Genomic DNA, 14,933 nt, shown 5'->3' with positions numbered 1-14,933 from the left:
CAAAGAGCCAAAGGGTTCAGCACCACGCAGGCACTGGTGATCTTGGCCCGCAAACTTGCCCGGATCGTATTTGCACTGCTGAAAGGGCAAGGCGAATACCAACCGAAAGCAGGTTGAGGGGTTCCCCTCAACCATAGAATCTCCCACAGTTTTTTTTGGTGTCCAGCCAGACGTGTTCATCCCGCCAAATCAATTGCTCCTACACTATGGCCAATCTGTGCGATCTTCGCGTTATTAGCCTTGGCTGGAGTTGCTTGATGCTGTCTTTCCTCACCGAACACCCATTGATCTGCGCCATGGTGCTGATCCTGATCGACCTCGGGTTGTGGCGTTTAATCGGTGACAACCGCAACCCTTGGAAGCTTCTGTTGCGGGTCACGATTTTCGCGCTATACAGCCTTCTGCTGTTCAATGAAGGCCTGAATCCGATGGAGCCGCCGCCCTGGGCCGACAACGTACCGTTGCACCTGGCGGCCACCGGATTGCAGATCGGCTGGTGGCTGTTTGGCGCGCGGATGCTGACGGTGCTGATCGGCGCGGTGATGATGCAACGGGTGGGGCATACCGGGCGCTTGCTCCAGGATTTGCTCGGTGCGGTGATTTTCCTGATCGCGATCATTGCCGCCCTGGCCTATGTACTCGATCTACCGGTCAAGGGCGTGCTGGCGACGTCCGGTGCGTTGGCGATCATTGTCGGCCTGGCCTTGCAAAGTACCCTCAGTGACGTGTTTTCCGGGATCGTCCTGAACACCACCAAACCCTATCAACTGGATGACTACATCTCCATAGACGGCATGGAAGGCCGGGTCACCGACATCGACTGGCGTGCTACGCGCCTGCAAACCGCCCAAGGCAGCCTGGCGGTGATTCCCAACTCATTGGCAGCCAAGGCCAAGATCATCAACTTCAGCCGCCCGAGCGATATGTTTGGCGTTTCCATCACCCTTCAAGTGAGCCCCCATGCACGGCCCAACACAGTGATTGATGCCCTAGAACGCGCCATGCAAGGTTGCCGTTTTCTGCTGGACACACCGGCCCCGAGCGTCTCGCTGAAAAGCTCCAGCAGCACCGGAGTGGAATACGAAATCAATGGGTTTGTCGCGTCGATGAGCGAGAAGCGCACGGTGCGCAATCAGCTGTTCGACCTGGCGTACCGACACTTGCAGGCGTCCGGGGTCAACCTGTTGTCGAGCGTCGAACCCACGCTGGCGGGCAACCTGTCGCGGCCCCGGGCACTGCTCGACAGTTCGCCGATTTTCTCCACGTTGCGTCAGGAAGAAAAAGACACCTTCAGCCAGAACATGACCCTGCAAACCTTCCGTGCCGGCGAAACGATCCTCGACGCGGGGGAGGTCAGCGATCACTTGTTCATTATCGAGTCCGGTGTCGTCAGCGTGACGCTGCCCCGTCATGGCTCGCCGTTCGAATCAGGCCGCATGGGGCCCGGAGAGGTGATCGGCGAGGCCGGTATCCTGGACGACAGTTCGGTGCCTGCGCAGTTTACCGCCAAGACCTTTTGTGGCTTGTACCGCATCGAAAAGGAATACCTCAAGCCATGCCTGGATGCCCGTCAGGACATCAACGATGCGATGAAAACCTTGCTCGACTACCGCTTGCTCAAAGCGAAAACCCTGACTCAGGACCTGCCGGTGACAGTGGAGAAGAAGGGCTTTCTGCGGTGGTTGCGCAGTCGGGTATGACCAGCGGCCAACAAGACACCGCAAGTGGCCTCCTCGACTTCTGGAATATTGGCTATTTGTGCAAACGGGGCAGGGGGCTAAGGTAGTCACACCCCCACTTGCCCTGGAGCACACGATGCAACCGCGTACCGATTTCTACACCGCGTCCCCTGATGCCCTCAAAGCGATGATCGCTCTGGAAACGGCGGTTTCGAAGCTGCCGCTGGAAAAAAACCTGGTTGAACTGGTCAAGCTGCGGGCTTCGCAGATCAATGGCTGCGCATTTTGCATCGATATGCACACCGCCGATGCTATCAAGGGCGGCGAAACCCCGCGTCGCCTGTTCGCCGTAACGGCGTGGCGCGAGGCACCGTTCTTCAGCGATCGCGAACGTGCCGCGCTGCTTTGGACCGAATCCCTGACCCAACTGAGCCTGACCCACGCGCCAGATGAAGACTACGAAGTGGTCAGCGCTCAGTTCACGCCCAAGGAAATGGTCGATCTGACCGTGGCGATCAGCACCATCAACAGCTGGAACCGTTTGGCCGTCGGTTTCCGCAAAACTCCTCAGGCCTGATGTCGAAAAGGGAGCCGAGGCTCAATGCGCATCGGCGCTCGGCGCGGCCGGTGGTTGCACCTTGCGCATCAAGGGCACCATCGCCGTGGCGATGACGAAGCACACCCCGATCATCAGAAACGCGTCGCCATAGGTTTGCGTCTGGGCTTCGCGGTAGGTCAGCAACCATAGTTGATGCAGGCTGGCGGTGACTCCGGCGTCACCGCTCTGGCCGAGGGCGGCGAAGTTGTTGCCGACCTGGGACAGCCATTGGTTGAGCGCCTCGTTGGTGCTGTTGAGGTGCTCCGCCAGCCGGGTGAAATGCAGGTTGGTGCGGTCATTGAGGATGGTCGCACACGCGGCGATGCCGATAGCCCCACCCAGGTTGCGCATCAGGTTGAACAACCCCGACGCATGCTTGAGCCGTGCCGGCGCCAGGCCGCCGAGGGTCAAGGTCACCGTTGGCGGCACCGCCAGTTGCTGGGCAATCCCGCGCAAGGCTTGTGGCAGCATCAATTCTTTGGCCCCCCAGTCATGGGTGATCGGGCTGAAATCCCACATCGATAATGCGAACAGCCCAAGGCCGGTCATCATGATCCAGCGCAGGTCGATGCGATTGGCCAGAAAGGCATACAGCGGAATCGCCATGATCTGGAACACCCCGGTGGAGAAAACCGCCAGACCAATGTCCAGCGCTCCGTAGCCCCGCACCCGGCCGAGGAATAGCGGCGTCAGGTAAATGGTGGCGAACAGGCCGATGCCGGTGACGAACGAGAAGAAACAGCCAAGGGCGAAGTTGCGATCTTTCAAGGCGCGCAAATCGACAATCGGATTGGCCGCATGCAAGGTCCGGCCGATGAATGCCAGGCCGGCCAGGCCGCTGATCCACGCGGTGGTCAGGATCGTGCGGTCGCTGAACCAGTTCCAGCGCGGGCCTTCTTCCAGGGTGTATTCCAGGCAGCCGAGGAACAGCGCCAGAAACACCATGCTCAAGTAATCCGCGCCTTTGAGCAGCGACAGTTCCGGCTGGTCGATTTTCACCAGCATCGGCACGGCTACGGCGACAAAGATACCGGGGACCAGGTTGATGTAGAACAGCCAGTGCCAGGACGATATGTCGGTGATCCAGCCACCGATCACCGGCCCCAGGGTCGGTGCCAATGAGGCCACTGCGCCGATGGTCGCGGCGGCGATCACCCGTTGCTTGCCGGTGAAGAACACGAACGCGGTGGTGAACACCAGCGGGATCATCGAGCCGCCCAGAAACCCTTGCAGGGCACGGAAGGCGATCATGCTCTGGATGTTCCAGGCCGCGCCGCACAGCAGGCTGGTCAGGGTGAAGCCCACGGCCGACGCGCAAAACAGCCAGCGCGTGGAAAACACCCGCGACAGCCAGCCCGACAGGGGAATCACGATGATTTCGGCGATCAGGTAACTGGTTTGCACCCACGCGGTTTCGTCGGTGCCGGCGGAGAGCCCGCCGCCGATGTCACGCAACGAAGCCGAGACAATCTGGATATCCAGCAGCGCAATGAACATACCGATGCACATGCTGGCAAAGGCGAAGACCTTGGTCGCCGTCGCCATGTTCGCGGCATTGAACGGTTGCGCCGGGGCGGCGAGGGCGCGGCTCATGGCGCGCGGGCCACGGCTGGCGCTTCAGGCTCCTTGCGCGTATCCACTTCAGCGGTCACCGACAACCCCGGACGCAGGTGGCCGAGCACACTGTCGGCCGGGTCGAGGTGAATCCGCACCGGTACCCGCTGTACGATCTTGGTGAAGTTGCCGGTGGCGTTTTCCGGCGGCAACACACTGAATTGCGAGCCGCTGGCGGGGGCGAGGCTGTCCAGGTGACCGTGGAATTCCTGGCCCGACAGCACGTCGGCATGGATCACCACCCGTTGCCCCGGCACCATGTGCGCCAGTTGGTCTTCCTTGAAGTTGGCATCGACCCACAGACCGCTGGTCGGCACCACCGAGAGCAATTGCGAACCGGCCTGGGCATAAGCGCCGACCCGGGCCCGGCGATTGCCGATCACACCGTCGACCGGTGCCTTCAGTTCGGTGTAGCCGACATTCAATTGCGCCAGATCGCGCTCGGCCCTGGCCTGGATCAAGGCGGCGCGGGCCTGTTGTTTCTGGGTGTCGATCACATTCAACTGGCGCTGCGCGGCCAGCAATTCAGCCTGGGCGCGATTGCTTTGGGCCTGGGCCGTCTTGAACGTGGCGTTGGCCCGCTGGGCGCTTTCCACCGAGACGGCGTTGGTGGTCACCAGTTTTTTGTAGCGGGCATCGTCATCCCGGGAGCGTGCGGCCTCGGCGCCGGCGGCATCGATGCCGGCGCGGGCCTGGCCGATGACGGCCTGTTGCAGTTGTTCGGTGGCGTCGAGGTTGGCCAGCAAGGCTTGCTGGGCGGCCACTGCGCCTTCGGCCTTGGCCAGGTTGGCCCGGTAGTCGCGGGAATCGAGACGGATCAGCACATCGCCGGCCTTGACCTTCTGGTTATCGGTCACCAGCACTTCGTCGATATAACCCGCCACTTTCGGCCCGATCACCGTTACGTCGCCACCGATGTAGGCGTCGTCGGTTTCCTCGATGAAGCGGCCGGCACTCCACCAATGCACGCCATACACACCGGCCAGCACCAGCGCTGCGATGCCCACGGTTGGCAACAGCAGGCGTTTGAGCAGGGGAGGTTTGGCGGCAGTCACCGGGGCAGCCAGGTCGGGTTCAACGGTGGGCATGCTGGTCATGGAGGATTACCTGTTGGAGCGGAGGTTAATTATGATGGCTGTAATATGACGTATGTAATATTTTGTGGCAAATGGTTTTTGCTGCCGGTCGTCAGGTGGAGTCCTGATCAGGAAGACTCATTCGTGGCCGCTGTCGAGATGCCAAGGATTCTTTTACTGTTGTAGGTAGAGTCTTAGGACGTTGTGGCCTGCTGCATTATTCGGAAACACCCTACACGCTTATTAGACACGTCCTATATCAACCTTTTTTACCTTCCTGAAAGCTGTCGAGCGCTTGAACGCGGGAGGCAACGAAGCCTCCCCGTCCGCTTCAACAGCCAAGGGAGGCCTGATTTTGTCCAACGCACCGCGCACCTTTTTCGACCACAGCCGCCACACACTCTGGGTCCGCGAGCTGGACGCCCCCCTCGACGTCCTGGCCTTCCACGGCGAAGAGCACCTCAGCCAGCCCTTCAGCTACTACATCGAGTTCACCTCCAGCGAGCTCGACATCGACGCCGAACGCCTGCTCGGCCAACCCGCCAGCTTCAGCCTGCACGCGCTGCCGGAAAAGGTCTCGTCCCTGATCTTCGAACCGGCCGAGGTCAAGCCGCTGCGCACCTTGCACGGCGTGGTGACCGGCTTCAAACGCCTGTCCGCCTCCAATGACGAGGCGCGCTACGAGGTCACCCTGCAACCGCGTCTGGCGCTGCTCGCGCGGGGCCGGCAATACCGGATCTACCAGCACCGGTCGGTGCCGGAGATCGTCGAGCACATCCTGCGCGGCCGCCACGCTTTCAGGGGCCAGGACTTCCTTTTCCACCTGCACCGCGAGTACCCCCGGCGTGAACAGGTGATGCAATACGGCGAAAGCGACCTGGCCTTCATTGCCCGCCTGCTGGCCGAAATCGGCATCTGGTACCGCTTCACCAGCGACGAACGCCTGGGCATCGACGTCGTCGAATTCCACGACTCCCCGCGCGCCTACCAGTTCGACGTCGAGCTGCCGCTGCGCCCGCTCTCCGGGCTGAGCAGCAGCGATCAGGACAGCGTCTGGGCCTTGCAGTCGGAACACCAGGTGGTGGAACAGCACGTGAATATCCGCGCCTACCACCACCGTGACGCCCGCGCGCACCTGGACGGCGACATCGACCAGACGCGCGGCGCCAAGGGCACCTACGGCGAGGCCTATCACTACGCCGAACCCTACACCGCGCTCGGCGACCGCCATGACTTCCCCGAAGACGTGCAGTGCGAAAGCGGCTACTTCTATGCACGCCTGCGCCACGAGCGTTACCTCAATCGCCGCACCCGCCTGCGCGGCATGAGCAGCAGCGCCCGCCTGGCGCCGGGCCAGGTGCTGGAAGTCACCGACGGCGCGCCCCAGGCCTTCGCGCCGCGGGCGGTGATCATTGAGCTCCATACCCGCGCCGCCCGCGACCGCAGCTTCGAGTGCAGCTTCCAGGCCATCCCCTTTGCGCAGACGGTGTGCTTTCGCCCCGAGGTGCCGCCCAAGCCGTTGATCGCCGGCACCGTGCCGGCCCGGGTGACCAGCGCACAGGCCCACAACCCCTACGCCGATACCGACGCCGAGGGCCGCTACCGGGTACAGTTCCTGTTCGACCGCGACACCTGGGACGCCGGTCGCGAAAGCACCTGGCTGCGCCTGGCCCGGGCGTACGCCGGCGACACCCACGGCCTGCACCTGCCGCTGATCGCCGGCACCGAAGTGGCGGTGGCCTTCGAACAGGGCGACCCCGACCGCCCCTACATCGCCCACGCCCTGCACGACAGCCAGCACCCCGACCCCGTCACCATGTACAACGAAAAACGCAACGTGCTGCGCACCCCGGCCAACAACAAACTGCGGCTGGACGATACCCGCGGGCAGGAGCACATCAAGCTCAGCACCGACCACAGCGGCAAGAGCCAGCTCAACCTCGGGCATGTAGTGGATGCCGAGCGTCAAAAACGCGGCGAGGGGTTTGAGTTGCGCACCGATGCCTGGGGCGCGATTCGGGCGGGCAAGGGGCTGTTTATCAGTGCCGATGAACAAACCAAGGCCCAGGGGCCGGTGCTGGAGATGGGTGCCGCATCCAGCCTGATCGAGGGGGCGAAACGGCAGATAGCCTACTGGCAAGACATCGCCCAGGCCCACCACAGCCGCCAGCCCACCCTCGACGGCTTGCAGCAGTTGCAAACCGCCGCGAAAGACCTGGCCGACGCGGCCATCTTGCTCAGCGCACCCGAGGGCATCGGTGCGGTGACGCCGGCCAGCCTGCTTCTGAAAAGTGGCGACGCACTCCACCTGCAAAGTGACGACGACATCAATCTGGCCGCCGTTGAGCGTCTTTTAGCCCACGCCATTCAAGGCATCTCCCTGCTGGCCCAGCAGGGAGGTCTGCGCGTGGTCTCCGGCAAGGGCCCGCTGGAAATCGAGTCCCACGACGATCTACTGAATCTGATTGCCCAGCTGGACATCACGATGCAGTCGGTGCAGGGGCATCTGCTGTTCACGGCCAAAAAAGGCATCACGCTGGCCAGTGGAGACAATTTCATCCGCATCGATCCGAACGACGGTATCACTCAGGAAAGTTCCAGCAAGCTGACGTCTCGGGGACAGCATATCTGGGAGGGGCCTGGCGGCCAGAGTTTTCCGTTGATGGTGTTGCCGAAGTCGGTGTGTGAAGCGTGTTTGAAAATTGCTCAAACCGAGGCGGCGGGCGCAGTGATGCGCACGACCAGTGGGGGACGATAAATGCAAGAAACTTATGAACAGTGGCTCGACCAGTTGGAAGGCCTGTGCCGTGCAGCGGACCTCGATCATGTTGATTTAATCGTCGACCAAGCGGGCTCCGATGTTTCCCTGCTACCAGCACTCGAAGCCATCGAGCCAGCCATTCCCTGGTTTTCATTTTTCAGCACAACGCCGGAGGAGACGTTGTTGCCTCAGGCGCCGATCCTGATGCGCATCAGTCTGGACGATTGGCACCACAAAGCCTGGCTGGAAGAGATCATCGAGCAGATGGGGCACATGCCGAGACTCATGTTGTTGATTTCCCCCATCCCGTTCGATGTTCTGACCAAGACCCTGCAAGGACTTTCACAGCTTGAATGGGGAGGAGAGTCTGGCTTGCTGCGTTTCTACGACCCGCGTGTGCTACCGCAATTGTTGGCAAGCGTCCTGGATCCGGAACAGAAAAAACGGTTTCTGAGCCTGGCGCTGTTCTGGAGTTGGCTGGATCGGGATCAACGGATTACCTGGCAACCGGGCACTTATGGCTCGGATCAGGTACTTGGAGAAGCAAACACTCCGGTTGAGTTGACGGATGCGCAATTTGATCGGTTGGGCTGCATCAGTGATGCGCAAAAGTTGCTCGGGTTTGCAGTGAAAGCGTTTTCACAACTATCCAGTGAGGAGTGTTTTGTTCGTTGTTACCACGTTGTGCTTCAAGCAAGTTGCGAAAATTATTTCGGGGGTTTGAATGCTTATGCGGTGGACAAATTTGCTGTGTTGTCTGGTGCGAGTGGAGAGGAGCAAGAGTGACTAAATTTATAGCGAAATTAATATTGGTGGGGCTGCTTGTCTCATCTCTTATGGGGTGCGGAACAAATGCGGCACGGATTGAAAACTTGGGTTTTGCCAGCGATGCAGATTATTACAGGGGGGTAGTAACAGATGTTCAGGTACTAACATTTAATGCGGATCTTGCATCCGTGCTTTGTTATATAACAATTATTTGTCCGGTTGTCGTGCTGGCCAGTATTCCAGTCGATCTGGCAGTCGATACGCTGAGCATTCCCCATGACTACGCGCGTGCAGATAGAAAAGAAGAAATGACTGATATTCAGGCGAGAATGGAGCCGAATCATGGGTATATTAAGTTTGACTTTGGTGGTTCAAAAAGCTTCCGAGCTTCTGCGCAATCAATTAGGTATGGGGTAGAGTATAAGAATGGCACTAAAAAAGACCTGGTATTATATGTTGATGGTGCTCCCCTTGTTGACTCTTCGATGACGGCTTATATACCGGCCTTCAAAGGATACTTGCCTGATTCAATGTGGATGTATTATGGGGAGCGTTATGATGATGTAAAGGTTAGGTTTGTTTTTCCAGATAAGCTTTCTGCGTCTTCTGCCAACAGCTCAAAAGTAAACGATTGGCTGCATTCAAATAACAATACTTTTGTTTTCTATGATGGTAGGCAAGGGGTAGAAGACAAGGAAAGTAAAGTTTCAATTTTGCCAGCTATAAAATATCCGGATGTAAAGTTTTCGGTTGAGCCACGCTGGAGTCCAAGTTCACATACTTATTAAGTGGGCGGGTTATCTGTGGTTTAAAAGGTGTCGGTATCTATGCGTAGTCAATGTGTTTGTTGCGGGTACATATAGGTTTTAAGCGAAAAAATTTTCATTCCGGGTGTTTGTCGTACGCGACTTAATAAATAGGGAGCGTTTAATGAGTAACGAGAAAGGGAAGGTTGGGCGGCAATGGGCTGTCGGTAGTTTGCTGTTGGTACTGGCCGGGTTCTCTCCGGGGACGCCGAAATTCCTGGCCGGGGATTTGAACGGGGTTAATCACACGTCGGCGGCTATTAATTACTTCATGGTGAATGGTTATGGAGGAGGGAATGCCAGTCCTAATGGATACGGGGGGGGAGTGTGTTGTGTGATGTTGCCCAGCCAATGGTCGCCGGGTTTGAAGTTCAAAGTGGAGTGGGAAACTGATCCAAACTCTAATGCCCGATTACCCCCCTTGGGAACTGATGAGTATCGGGCCGCTTATGCCGAGCATAAAGCCAAGTACCAGCAACACACTGCAATTGTGGAACTTCCACCTTATGAAGATGAACTGTGTGCGTTGGAAGTGCATTTTCTACCTTGTCATCAAGTCAAGGTATCCACGTCTTGCTGGGCTTATCCCTCACCCAATAGTCCGATCAAGGAACCTCTGAATATGCAGGAGCCAGCCGTATGTCCGAAGTAAAGAATCGTGATTCCGTACATGTCCCGGCCCTGTTTCCCAAAACAGGGCGTTTACCCAGCGCCCCTGAAGCGGTAAGGGCTAATTACGAACGGCAAACGGCTGAAGTGGAGTTGTACCGTCAAAAATTAAATGCCCAACGCGGGTTTCGCGGCGCTTCCACCTGCGCGCGGGCCCTGCACATCAGCCTGTTTTTCGATGGCACCAACAACAACGAGCCCTATGATACCCATAAGGCCGAGCCGCCCCACCCGACCAATATTGCGCGGCTGTTTCACGCCAGTCTGGATCGACCGGAAAACGGTTATTTTGGTTACTACATCCCCGGCGTGGGCACCCCCTTTCCTGAAATTGGCGAACTGGACTTCAGTACCATGGGTATGGCGTTTGCCAACCGCGGCGAGGACCGGATCAACTGGGGATTGCTACGCATCGCCGATGCGTTGTCCTTCGCCCTCAATAACCAGCAGCGACTGGATCTGCCGGTCGCCCAGACCAAACTCAAAGCCATGGCCACCACCTGGCCCATGACCGCATTGGGCAAGAGCAGCCGCCGCCAGGCCATGGCTTCGCTACTGGAGCCGTTACGGGCCAAGGTCGCGACGGCGCAACCCACGGTGCTGGCGATCAAGTTGTTCGTTTATGGCTTTTCCCGGGGGGCCGCCGAGGCGCGTACCTTCGTCACCTGGTTGAGTGAGCTGTTCGACACCCCGCAAGGCGCCGAACGCCCGGAGCAAAAGCTGCTGGGTTTGCCGTTGAGCATCGAGTTCCTCGGCCTGCTGGACACCGTGGCCTCGGTGGGCAGCGCCCGTGCCGCGCCCTTTGCCGAAGGGCATATGGACTGGGCCGATGGCACGCAAGCGCTGCCCGATGTCGGGCGTTTCCCCGAATGGATCAAGGACTGCCGGCACTTCGTCGCCGCCCATGAGCAGCGGTTGTGTTTCCCGTTTGAAGAAAAGGTGGTGAACGAAAGTTGCCTGTCGCAGGCATTTTTCGTGCGCAACTTAATAAACAGGGAAGCGTTTAATGAGTAATGAAAAAGGGAAGGTAGGGTGGCAATGGGCTGTCGGTAGTTTGTTGTTACTGGCCGGGTGCTCTCCGGGGACGCCGAAATTCTTGGCCGGGGATTTGAACGGGGTTAATCACACGTCGGCGGCGATCAATCATTTTTCCGTAAATGGTTATGGTGGAAGAAACATCTCTCCGTTTGGTTATGGGGGGGGAGTGTGTTGTGTGATGTTGCCCAGCCAATGGTCGCCGGGTTTGAAGTTCAAAGTGGAGTGGGAAACTGATTCTAATCCTTATGCTGAATCCCCCCCGTTAGGAACCGATGAGTTTCGGGCATTCATGGTCAAGCATAAAGCCAAGTACCAGCAACACACTGCGATTGTGGAACTTCCGCCTTATGAAGACGAACTGTGTGCGTTGGAAGTGCATTTTCTACCTTGTCATCAGGTCAAAGTGTCCACTTCCTGTTGGCGCTACCCGTCACCCAATAGTCCGATCAAAGAACCAATAAAAATGAAGGAGCCTGCCGTATGTCCGAAGTAAAGAATCGTGATTCCGTATATGTCCCGGCCCTGTTTCCCAACGCAGGCCGTTTGCCCAACGACCCTGAAGCGGTAAGGGCTAACTACGAACGGCAAACCGCCGAAGTGGAGTTGTACCGTCAGCAGTTGAATGCCCAACGAGGGTTTCGCGGGGCCTCCACTTGCGCGCGGGCCCTGCACATCAGCCTGTTTTTCGATGGCACCAATAACAACGAGCCCTACGATACCCGCGAGGCCAAACCGCCCCACCCGACCAATATCGCGCGGCTGTTTCACGCCAGTCTGGATCAACCGGAAAACGGTTATTTTGGTTACTACATCCCCGGCGTGGGCACCCCCTTTCCCGAGATTGGCGAACTGGACTTCAGTACCATGGGCATGGCGTTCGCCAACCGGGGCGAGGACCGGATCAATTGGGGACTGCTGAGAATCGCCGACGCGTTGTCTTTTGCGTTAGATAACAAGAAGGGCTTGGCGCTCCCGTTTGCCCAGACCAAGCTCAAAGCCATGGCCACCACTTGGCCCATGACCGCATTGGGCAAAAGCAGCCGCCGCCAGGCCATGGCTTCGCTGCTGGAGCCGTTGCGGGCCAAGGTGGCGACGGCGCAACCCACGGTGCTGGCGATCAAGCTGTTTGTTTATGGCTTCTCCCGGGGTGCCGCCGAGGCGCGCACCTTCATCACCTGGTTGAGCGAGCTGTTCGACACCCCACAAGGCGCCGAACGTCCGGAGCAGAAGCTGCTGGGTTTACCGGTAAGCATCGAATTCCTCGGCCTGCTCGACACCGTGGCCTCGGTGGGCAGCGCCCGTGCCGCGCCCTTTGCCGAAGGGCATATGGACTGGGCCGATGGCACACAAGCGCTGCCCGATGTCGGGCGTTTCCCCGAATGGATCAAGGACTGCCGGCACTTCGTCGCCGCCCATGAGCAACGTCTGTGTTTACCGTTTCAAGCAAAGGTGGTGAACGAAAGTTGCCTGTCACAGGCATTTTTCGTGCGCAACTTAATAAACAGGGAGGCGTTTAATGAGTAATGAAAAAGGGAAGGTCGGGCGGCAATGGGCTGTCGGTAGTTTGTTGTCGTTACTGGCCGGGTGTTCTCCGGGAACGCCGAAATTCCTGGCCGGGGATTTGAATGGAGTTAATCACACGTCGGCGGCTATTAATTACTTCATGGTGAATGGTTATGGCGGTCCGAACATATCCCCTTATGGGTATGGCGGTGGGTACTGTTGTGTAGCGTTGCCCAGCCAATGGTCGCCGGGTTTGAAGTTCAAAGTGGAGTGGGAAACTGATTCTGATCCTTATGCTAAATCCCCTCCATTGGGAACCGATGAATTTCGGGCCTTCATGGTCAAGCATAAAGCCAAGTACCAGCAACACACGGCGATTGTGGAACTTCCGCCTTATGAAGATAGGTTGTGTTCGTTGGAAGTGCACTTTCTGCCATGTCATCAGGTCAAGGTGTCCACGTCTTGCTGGGCTTATCCCTCACCCAATAGTCCGATCAAAGAACCAATAAAAATGAAGGAGCCAGCCGTATGTCCGAAGTAAAGAATCGTGATTCCGTATATGTCCCGGCCCTGTTTCCCAACGCAGGCCGTTTGCCCAGCGACCCTGAAGCGGTAAGGGCTAATTACCAACGGCAAACCGCCGAAGTGGAGTTGTACCGTCAGCAGTTGAATGCTCAACGCGGGTTTCGTGGTGCCTCCACCTGCGCGCGCGCCTTGCACATCAGCCTGTTTTTCGATGGCACCAAGAATAACGAGCCCTACGACACCCACAAGGCCGAGCCGCCCCACCCGACGAATATCGCGCGGATATATCACGCCAGCATTGAGCAGGCTGCAAATGGGTATTTTCGCTATTACATTCCCGGTGTGGGCACCCCCTTTCCCGAGATTGGCGAACTGGACTTCAGTACCATGGGTATGGCGTTCGCCAACCGGGGTGAGGACCGGATCAACTGGGGACTGCTGCGCATTGCCGATGCGTTGTCCTTCGCCCTCAATAACCAGCAGCGACTGGATCTGCCGGTTGCCCAGACCAAGCTCAAAGCCATGGCCACCACCTGGCCCATGACCGCCTTGGGCAAGAGCAGCCGCCGCCAGGCCATGGCTTCGCTGCTGGAGCCGTTGCGGGCCAAGGTCGCGACGGCGCAACCCAAAGTGCTGGCGATCAAATTGTTCGTCTATGGCTTTTCTCGCGGCGCTGCCGAGGCGCGTACTTTCATCACCTGGTTGAGCGAGCTGTTCGACACCCCGCCAGGCGCCGAACACCCGGAGCAAAAGTTGCTGGGTTTGCCGGTAAGCATCGAATTCCTTGGTTTGCTGGATACTGTGGCCTCGGTGGGCAGCGCCCGTGCCGCGCCCTTTGCTGAAGGGCATATGGACTGGGCCGATGGCACGCAGGCACTGCCCGATGTCGGGCGTTTCCCTGAATGGATCAAGGACTGCCGGCACTTCGTCGCCGCCCATGAGCAACGTTTGTGTTTTCCGCTGGACTCGATCCGTTATGCCGATGGCCGTTACCCGCCCTATGCCACTGAAGTGCTTTACCCCGGCATGCACTCGGACGTTGGGGGTGGTTACCCGCCGGGGGATCAGGGCAAGGCCCGTGGCGGAGCGGGCGAGTTGTTGTCGCAGATTGTTCTGCACGACTTGTACGCAGCGGCCTTCGCCGCGGGTGCGCCATTGACTGTACCTGGTGCGGTTGTGCCGGATGAGTTGCAACAAATTCAGCCAGCGCGACACATGTCTCTCGATACGAAAGAAGAGTTTGACCTCACGCCAGAGCTCATCAACCGCTTCAACGCCTGGCGCACCACCCTGGGGCTCGACGAAGACCCTGCCTCACCTCCAACCACCAGCGAACCCCTACGCCTTGGCCACAACCTGGAAGACACCATGGCCGCGCAACTGGCCTGGCTCACTGGCTGGCGCATCGAGCGTTTTGCCCGGGGCAGTTATGCCAATCAGCCTTTTTACGGCCAGGCCGTGCAAACCAACGCGACCCTGCAAGCCGAGCAGAAAGCCCTGCGTCAGAAGGTTACAGAGAAGGCCAAAGAGGCCCGCGCGGCCGGCCGGGGCCAACCCATCGAAACGCTGAACTTTTCCGATCTTGCCGGCCCACCACCTTACGAACCCGTGCTGGACCAGCAGCAGATCCGCGAGGCCGCCGTCGAGTTCGAACACGACTATCAGCAGTGGCGCCGCGATCAGACCAGCTTTGGGGGATTGGTATTCGATGGCGTGCTGAGGGACACGGTGTATCTGCTCAGCGAGGATGACGAGCAGCGCGAGTACGCGCAGATCAAGGCGGCCGGAGAGTTGCGCGCCAAGGAGCTGTTCATCGAACCCGGGGCCAATCGGATTGAAGTGAGTGACTCCGTGCCGATCGCTGCGGTAGTCGCCTTGTTCGACGATCAGGTACAC

General features: G+C 58.7%; 13 protein-coding genes and 1 pseudogene. 12 read left to right on the top strand and 2 right to left on the bottom strand.

Annotation, left to right across the window (positions count from 1 at the left end):
- From AC1DKH_RS29665 to AC1DKH_RS29655, 3 genes and pseudogenes are all read left to right on the top strand, one after another.
- A pseudogene (locus AC1DKH_RS29665) lies at window positions 1–117 on the top strand (IS110 family transposase); the annotation flags it as partial.
- 140 nt (window positions 118–257) lie between these two features.
- The gene (locus tag AC1DKH_RS29660; RefSeq protein ID WP_477765176.1) at window positions 258–1,700 is read left to right on the top strand and encodes a mechanosensitive ion channel domain-containing protein; all 1,443 of its coding nucleotides are present in this window, start codon (window positions 258–260) and stop codon (window positions 1,698–1,700) included.
- Window positions 1,701–1,815: 115 nt separating this feature from the next.
- A complete protein-coding gene (locus AC1DKH_RS29655; protein ID WP_477754666.1) occupies window positions 1,816–2,256 on the top strand; it encodes a carboxymuconolactone decarboxylase family protein in 441 nt (146 codons plus the stop codon).
- A gap of 21 nt (window positions 2,257–2,277) precedes the next feature.
- Here AC1DKH_RS29655 and AC1DKH_RS29650 read toward each other — a convergent pair whose 3' ends face one another.
- Together AC1DKH_RS29650 and AC1DKH_RS29645 are read right to left on the bottom strand one after the other, a co-directional pair.
- The gene (locus AC1DKH_RS29650) at window positions 2,278–3,870 is read right to left on the bottom strand and encodes a DHA2 family efflux MFS transporter permease subunit (RefSeq protein ID WP_477800152.1); all 1,593 of its coding nucleotides are present in this window, start codon (window positions 3,868–3,870) and stop codon (window positions 2,278–2,280) included.
- Window positions 3,867–4,988, bottom strand: coding sequence for an HlyD family secretion protein (locus AC1DKH_RS29645; protein WP_477800151.1), 1,122 nt, complete (start codon window positions 4,986–4,988; stop codon window positions 3,867–3,869). The genes AC1DKH_RS29650 and AC1DKH_RS29645 overlap by 4 nt, the downstream gene beginning before the upstream one ends.
- A gap of 334 nt (window positions 4,989–5,322) precedes the next feature.
- Between AC1DKH_RS29645 and AC1DKH_RS29640 the strand changes: the two genes are divergently transcribed.
- The 9 genes from AC1DKH_RS29640 to AC1DKH_RS29600 all read left to right on the top strand — a co-directional run.
- On the top strand, window positions 5,323–7,725 hold the full coding sequence (locus tag AC1DKH_RS29640) for a type VI secretion system Vgr family protein (protein WP_477800150.1): 2,403 nt from the start codon (window positions 5,323–5,325) through the stop codon (window positions 7,723–7,725).
- Window positions 7,726–8,514 (top strand): DUF4123 domain-containing protein, encoded by a 789-nt coding sequence (locus AC1DKH_RS29635; protein ID WP_477800149.1) that lies wholly within the window; start codon window positions 7,726–7,728, stop codon window positions 8,512–8,514.
- On the top strand, window positions 8,511–9,284 hold the full coding sequence (locus tag AC1DKH_RS29630) for a hypothetical protein (RefSeq protein ID WP_477800148.1): 774 nt from the start codon (window positions 8,511–8,513) through the stop codon (window positions 9,282–9,284). The genes AC1DKH_RS29635 and AC1DKH_RS29630 overlap by 4 nt, the downstream gene beginning before the upstream one ends.
- 142 nt (window positions 9,285–9,426) lie before the next feature.
- Window positions 9,427–9,954 carry a DUF3304 domain-containing protein gene (locus AC1DKH_RS29625; protein ID WP_477800147.1) on the top strand — a complete coding sequence of 176 codons (528 nt, stop codon included), beginning with the start codon at window positions 9,427–9,429 and terminating at the stop codon, window positions 9,952–9,954.
- The gene (locus tag AC1DKH_RS29620; protein WP_477800146.1) at window positions 9,942–10,985 is read left to right on the top strand and encodes a phospholipase effector Tle1 domain-containing protein; all 1,044 of its coding nucleotides are present in this window, start codon (window positions 9,942–9,944) and stop codon (window positions 10,983–10,985) included. The genes AC1DKH_RS29625 and AC1DKH_RS29620 overlap by 13 nt, the downstream gene beginning before the upstream one ends.
- Window positions 10,978–11,502, top strand: coding sequence for a DUF3304 domain-containing protein (locus tag AC1DKH_RS29615; RefSeq protein ID WP_477800145.1), 525 nt, complete (start codon window positions 10,978–10,980; stop codon window positions 11,500–11,502). Before AC1DKH_RS29620 ends, AC1DKH_RS29615 begins: the two co-directional genes overlap by 8 nt.
- Window positions 11,490–12,533 carry a DUF2235 domain-containing protein gene (locus tag AC1DKH_RS29610; RefSeq protein ID WP_477800144.1) on the top strand — a complete coding sequence of 348 codons (1,044 nt, stop codon included), beginning with the start codon at window positions 11,490–11,492 and terminating at the stop codon, window positions 12,531–12,533. The genes AC1DKH_RS29615 and AC1DKH_RS29610 overlap by 13 nt, the downstream gene beginning before the upstream one ends.
- Window positions 12,526–13,053 carry a DUF3304 domain-containing protein gene (locus tag AC1DKH_RS29605; protein WP_477800143.1) on the top strand — a complete coding sequence of 176 codons (528 nt, stop codon included), beginning with the start codon at window positions 12,526–12,528 and terminating at the stop codon, window positions 13,051–13,053. The genes AC1DKH_RS29610 and AC1DKH_RS29605 overlap by 8 nt, the downstream gene beginning before the upstream one ends.
- A partial coding sequence (locus tag AC1DKH_RS29600; RefSeq protein ID WP_477800142.1) for a T6SS phospholipase effector Tle1-like catalytic domain-containing protein occupies window positions 13,041–14,933 on the top strand: 1,893 nt, incomplete at its 3' end. The genes AC1DKH_RS29605 and AC1DKH_RS29600, both read left to right, overlap by 13 nt.

This window comes from Pseudomonas sp. 05L36 (assembly GCF_056398125.1).
The sequence above is the reverse complement of the archived record's forward strand: the minus strand, read 5'-3'. Positions and strand labels throughout refer to the sequence as shown.